The organism is Polynucleobacter sp. es-GGE-1 (assembly GCF_018882005.1).
In the GTDB taxonomy this organism is placed as follows: Bacteria; Pseudomonadota; Gammaproteobacteria; order Burkholderiales; family Burkholderiaceae; genus Polynucleobacter.
In genome coordinates this window covers 214,253-220,571 of record NZ_JACVPE010000003.1, presented here as the reverse complement: position 1 = coordinate 220,571, position 6,319 = coordinate 214,253, and the positions used below count along the sequence as shown (strand labels likewise).

Sequence of the window (6,319 nt, the reverse complement as noted above, 5' to 3'; positions counted from 1 at the left end):
TAGTCAGACCACACTCAAGTTTGGATTATCAAACCCCAACAGAGTTTGTCGCTGGATGGCAAAAAGAATTAATAACGGGAGCCAGAGTTTCTAGATGAGATTGGTCCGATAAAACCAGACAGGTCAGTACCATTCAACCAAAGATATCATAGATACCCAGTTGATTGTTGGAGATTTTATCCTGACAGCGGAAGTGCCCTTATTAATTGGGGAAAAAGAAATGGGTATGACTCAACGCTACTAGAATCCTACATCTCTAAACAAGGTGTAGAGGGCCTAAATGATTATGTCGGAGTTTTCTTAAAGGATAAAAATTTTGCAAGTCAATTTAAAATGCGAATAGTAGATAATCACCCGGGATTCTTTGATGGCTGGAGATCTGATCATGCAGAACTCCTGAACCCATCGAGCACAAGCGAAGATAAGCTAAATATAATTAAACTTAAAGCACTTATCAGACCTTAAGATAATTAACTCTCTATTCCCTCATTCAGATTTCTGTAATTGTTCCACCAAAATTCTGACATTTCACATTCTTTAAACTCTTTAAAACAGGGGGCCCCTAAGGTATAGTGAATTAAATTTGCATTTATATTGTCTTGGTATTCAGTAACAAGCCAATTCCAACTGATCGGCAAACCCCCAATTTGCCATTCTTCTAGCCACGAAAATCGATGTAGATATGAGCCTGTACTTTCTTGAATAAACTTTGGAGTTAGAATTTTATTAGAAGGATGTCCGCAATTGAACATTATCAAACTTGACCAATTTTTTCTGGGGTAGTCTACATTCTTATTGCCAAGATACTTGACTTTCATCTTTGTTTTATAGTCATGCTTTACAACCTGAACTGCAAGATTATCGTCATATAAATCAACTAAGTTTTTAATATCAGAGTTGAAAATCATGTCACTATCAACATAGATCGCGATACCTTCGTAATTGCATAGATAAGGTGTCAAAAATCTACTGTAAATAAATTTATTACTGCCATCTTGATGTTTTTCTTCATAAAAATTCATCGTATTTAATGCTAGCGGAATAAACTGAATTGGCATAGATGACTTATCAATGACGCTCTGGCAAAGAGCATGATACAGAATAGACTCCCTTTGATCAAAACCAACAACAATAGTTATCTTATCTATTTTCATAAGCATCTTCTAGAAATTATTTACTTGATTTGTGGGTTGAAAGATAAAGTCTAGTAATCATGGCCTTAATCTAACTTGAGACCCATTCAGTAGATGATCCCGTACCATTTGTATAGGCTTGTCCCAATTACTGAAATCTACTTGCTGGTAAATTGAAATTGTTGGATACCATATATTTTTGCCATTAAATTGATTGGCCCAATACCACAAACTTCCCTTGCCTTTTGGATAAAGCAAGTGCATTTCCTTGCCTAACGATCCAGCGATATGGGCAGAGCTATTACTAACTCCTACTAAAAAGTCGCATGCCCCAATTAAATCTACATGTCCCTCTAAGTCATGGTAGTTATCAATCAAAGGATATTCAATAATCTCTATCCCTTTAGAATTTTTTAATTGTAATATTTCACTACTTACATCCCCATATTGAAGATTTATAAAGGTAATCCCTGGAATTTCAAGTACAGGTAATAAATCAAAAAGTGAAATTGACTTTGACTCTTTTAAAGTAGCGTTATTACTCTGCCATGTAATTCCACATATCAAATTATTTCCCTGTTTGATTTTTGATCTTATATCACTTACTTCTATATTATTTGACTTAATATAAGGCCCAGCATTCAAAGCCACCTGCTCTAAGGAATCTCTGAAATATTTCATGCAATTTCCTAAGGGGATGTGCACTTCAAAATCTAATTCAGAAAAATCTTTATTTCCACTGACGAAATTCAATTTTGGGAATGATCTCTTGTAAATTGGAATTAATCTCTCGTCAATTGAAATTATTGAATTTGGCATCCTCCCGACAACTTCAGGTAAAACAGAGCTATAAAATATCTGGTCGCCAATACCCTGCTCATTCCAAATTAAAATTTTTTCTTCGGAATAGGGCTCTATACTTTTGATTTGAGGTTTCTCAGTTTTAATGTAAGAATTTTTCATCTCCTTTGTATTCCATCTAAACTCATAATCTAACCAACTATTTTTTGTCAGTTGACCTAGAGAGAGCATGAGCATTCCTTTATAGCTCCGTGTTTTAGCATCGCTGGGATCAATCTCAATCCCCCTATCATAAGCAGCAAGAGCCATTTCAAATAATCCAAGTTCCTGCAAAACAACCCCGAGATTTTTATAGGCTGATAGATAATTCGGATCTATGTTGATTGCTTTTTCATAACTAATGAGAGCTTGATCAAAATCTTTTAGTCCTTGTAAAGCAATCGCCTTATTCATATGGGCTTCTGAATGCTCGGGATTGATCTCTAGAGCCTTGTTATAGCAGGTTATAGCCTGTTTGAATTTACCAAGTGCAATTAACGCACCTCCTAAATTATTATGGGCTTCTACAAATAAAGGATTAATCTCAATTGCTTTTTCAAAGCTTAGAATCGCCTCTGAAAAATTTTTTAGCTCGTGAAAGGCTACTCCACGATTATTATAAGCACCGGCATAATATGGATTGATATCAATTGCCCTATCGAAGCTTCTAATTGCATCATCATATTGCTCAAGTTTATTCAGAATATTTCCACAATTACTGTGGGCATGCGCATAATTAGGATCTATATCTATTGCCTTTTTGTAACTCTCAAAAGCTTGATCTAATTTGTGTAGGTCTTGTAATATGTTTCCGAGATTACTTAAAGCTTCAGCATAATTGGGGTTGATTTTAATAGCTGCTTCAAAGCATATGACCGCCTCTTCATAATTATTTAGCGTTCGTAAAATATTCCCGCGATTATTGTATGCTTCAGCATAATTAGGATTAATTTGGATTGCTTTTTCAAAACTAGCAAGCGCTAAATCGAGCAACTTAAGATCCAATAAAACATTTCCACGGTTATTGTATGCTTGAGCATAATCAGGCTTAAGTTTAATAGCCCTGTCGTAACTTTCAAGTGAATATTCGAGCTGCTTTAGTTCTCGCAAAACAATACCCAGATTACAATGAGCTTCTGCATTATTGGGATCGACTTTAATCGCTTGTAGTAAATATTCATTAGCCTCGGAATAATTCTTAAGTCTCAATAATATTGCACCCGTAATTCCCAAACAATAAGAATTATTAGGCTGAACTTTTAAGGCATTCAAAAAGAATTGCTTCGCTTTATCAAATTGGCCTAATTTAATTTGGCCAAATCCATCCTCTATCAACTTTGAAACTTTTGATTTTTGTGTCGACATCCTACTGGTATTGACTGCTTGATTTCTCAGAACGGTGCTTGGAGGAGGCATATATTTAAAGAGATCCCATTGAACTATGAACCAGTACCAACTTTCTTAATAACACCGGCCAGTTTTTTTGCGTAATCAGGATCAGTTGCATACCCTGCTTTGGCCATTGCATCGGCATAACTGTTGATGTTACTCAGATTGTTTAAGACATTCTGGTAACGCGGGTTACTCGAAATCAGGTTCGCGAAATCTTTAAATGAGTCTGCATAAGAGTCGTAGGCTCTAAATTTTTCAACTCTGGTCTGCTTCTCACCATTGATAAATTCAGTCGTGACTGCAGAAACAGTCTTACCCGTCCAATTCCCGCTGGCCTTAATACCAAATAGATTACTACTGGGGGTACCATCAGCGCCTTTGATTTCTTTTTTACCCCAACCCGTTTCTAGTGCGGCTTGACCCAACATAAACTGCGCTGGTAGTCCGGTAGCATTACTGGCTTGCTGCGCATAACTAGACATTTTGTTCGTAAATGAGCTAACGGTTTCTTTAACAGCATTGCCCACTGAAGAAGCCATTGCGTCACCTGCATCTTCGAGCGAACTAAAGAGTTTGGAGACTTTATCCATAAATGAGGGAGTAGGCTTAGTGCTGCCATACATGGATGCTACCGAGGTATAGGCAGATACCTTAGAACTGATATTGGGATCAAATCGATTTAGACCTAGTGCTTTTGAGCTAATGGGTTCATCCCCTGGCTTGATCGCATCGGTTTGTATACCTGCGGCTTTACTGAGCTGTTTAACCAAGACGTCGGCTAAGCCAATGCCTTTGCCTGACGAGAGTTTTTGGCTCAACTGTTGGTCGAACATGGAGGTGTAGAGTTTATTTTGCTCAGTATTAAAGACACCATCCTGTGGACTAGCCTCTCGCATACTTTTGAGCATCATATTGATAAAGATCGCCTCAAATTGCTTTGCGACTCCCTTTATAGCTTCAGGAGAATTTTCTTTAGCAGATTTTTTGAGACTAGATAGGCTATTAGTATCCAATGCCAGTTGATTGCTGACATCAGACGCTGAAATAGAGTTACTAGGCAATGCCATGGTGGTGTTGCTTAAATAATCTCAAGCTCAGCACGTAGCGAACCAGCGGCTTTGATAGCCTGCAAGATGGCGACCAAGTCTTGTGGTGTGGCACCAACAGCATTGAGTCCGCGAACCACATCAGATAATGATGCACCACCAGCTAACTGAATCACATTACCTGGGTCTTGGTTCAGGCTCACTTGAGATACCTTCGCCTCAACCGTATTGCCCGTATTCGAGAATGCACTTGGCTGACTGATTACTGGTGTTGTACTGATCACCACAGTCAAGTTACCGTGCGCTACTGCACAGTTCTCTAGCTCAACCGTTTGATTAAGCACAATGGAACCTGTTCTTGCGTTAAGAATGACCTTCGCCTCACCCTTGGCTGGAATGACGTCGATACTTTCTAAGGCAGCTAAGAATTGCACTCGATTACCGTTCTCGACAGTATTCGGATCAATCTGAATCACTCTAGAGTCTTGGGCAAAAGCAATGGGCTTGCCAAAACGCTTATTAATGGCCGCAGTCACAATGCTGGCAGTAGAAAAGTCTGAGCTTCTTAACTCAAGACTGACCATTTCCATGCCCAACAAATTACTCGGAATGGTTCTTTCAACGGTTGCTCCTGCTGAAATACGGCCGGCATTGAGTTGGTTAATCGTTGCAGAGCTGCCGTTAGCAGATGCGCTTGCGCCCCCAATCACCACGTTGCCCTGAGACATTGCATAGACCTGTCCGTCAGCACCCTTTAAAGGGGTCAATAAAAGTGTGCCACCTCGCAGTGTTTTGGCATTACCCATAGCGGAAACAGTCACGTCTAAGTTCTGACCAATTTGCGCAAATGGCGGCAAGTTGGCAGTCACAATAACTGCAGCAACGTTCTTTAACTGAATTTGTGAATAGGTACCTGGCGGCAGTGTGACGCCTAATGACTGCAACATATTCAAAGTAGTCTGAAGAGTAAATGGGGTTTGGGTAGTTTGGTCACCAGTACCATCTAAGCCCACCACCAAACCATAACCAATTAACTGGTTACTACGAACGCCTTGAATATTAGCCAAATCTTTGATGCGCTCTGCTTGCGCTGCAGGAACAATCACCATGCTTGCCAAAACACCAGCGCAGACTACCAAGAATGCCACTAGGCTTTTTTGCCATTGCGGAGCTTTATCTGCTCTAAATAATGAAAAACGGTGGGTTCTGGTTGGCAATAACATAAGTAATTAGAAAGGCATCATAGTTTTGAAAAAACGGGTGATCGAACTTGCCATGTAAGAACTATCCATGGTGTTATTAGTACGATATTCGATACGGGCATCAGCTACAGTATTGGAATCCACTGTATTGTTGACAGTAATCATTTTTGGATTTACGGTTCCTGAAAAACGAATGAACTGGGCACCTTCATCAAAGCCAATTTGCTTCTCGCCTGCTACAGTTAAGTAACCTGTTGGCGATACTTCAAGCACAGTCGCAGCAATGCTTCCCGTAAAGGTGTTGTCTTGCTGGCCTCCACCTTTATTTTCATTAGAAAGATTGTTAGCCCAACTCCAAGTTGGACTAATCGTATTGCCAAACTGATCTTTTGCGGTAGCAGTAGATGAAGAGGTTTTAGAAGATAAATTATTTAAAGTCGTTTTAGATGTGGTGCTTTCAGCAACAACCACAGTCACGATATCACCTACACCACGGGCACGATTACCCTCAAAGATGGGGCGGTAACTTGCAGTGCTATAGATCGTTCCAGGAGCATTCTGCATATTGAATTGACGTGCAGTACCGGGACCAGGGTTTTGAGTAATGGTCGAAGGCGTCACGGCACACGCACCTAAGATGGATAGTACCGAGACAGTACTAACAAGCTTGATAGCGGAGTTGCAAGAATTAAACATTAAACGCATT

5 protein-coding genes are annotated in these 6,319 nt (G+C 39.6%); all 5 read right to left on the bottom strand.

Features of this window, described 5'->3' with window-relative positions; all coding sequences use genetic code 11:
- Positions 1 to 470 precede the first annotated feature (470 nt).
- On the bottom strand, positions 471 to 1,154 hold the full coding sequence (locus tag ICN35_RS03210; protein WP_216124242.1) for a glycosyltransferase: 684 nt from the start codon (positions 1,152 to 1,154) through the stop codon (positions 471 to 473).
- Positions 1,155 to 1,211: 57 nt separating this feature from the next.
- Positions 1,212 to 3,338: a tetratricopeptide repeat protein gene (locus ICN35_RS03205; protein WP_216124240.1), complete on the bottom strand. Its 2,127-nt coding sequence runs from the start codon at positions 3,336 to 3,338 to the stop codon at positions 1,212 to 1,214.
- 74 nt (positions 3,339 to 3,412) lie between these two features.
- Positions 3,413 to 4,432: a flagellar assembly peptidoglycan hydrolase FlgJ gene (flgJ, locus tag ICN35_RS03200; RefSeq protein ID WP_216124238.1), complete on the bottom strand. Its 1,020-nt coding sequence runs from the start codon at positions 4,430 to 4,432 to the stop codon at positions 3,413 to 3,415.
- Between the two features lie 11 nt (positions 4,433 to 4,443).
- Positions 4,444 to 5,520, bottom strand: coding sequence for a flagellar basal body P-ring protein FlgI (locus ICN35_RS03195; RefSeq protein WP_240553885.1), 1,077 nt, complete (start codon positions 5,518 to 5,520; stop codon positions 4,444 to 4,446).
- Positions 5,521 to 5,640: 120 nt separating this feature from the next.
- Complete coding sequence (locus ICN35_RS03190; RefSeq protein ID WP_216124231.1) at positions 5,641 to 6,318, bottom strand: flagellar basal body L-ring protein FlgH; 678 nt, start codon at positions 6,316 to 6,318, stop codon at positions 5,641 to 5,643.
- Position 6,319 lies beyond the last annotated feature (1 nt).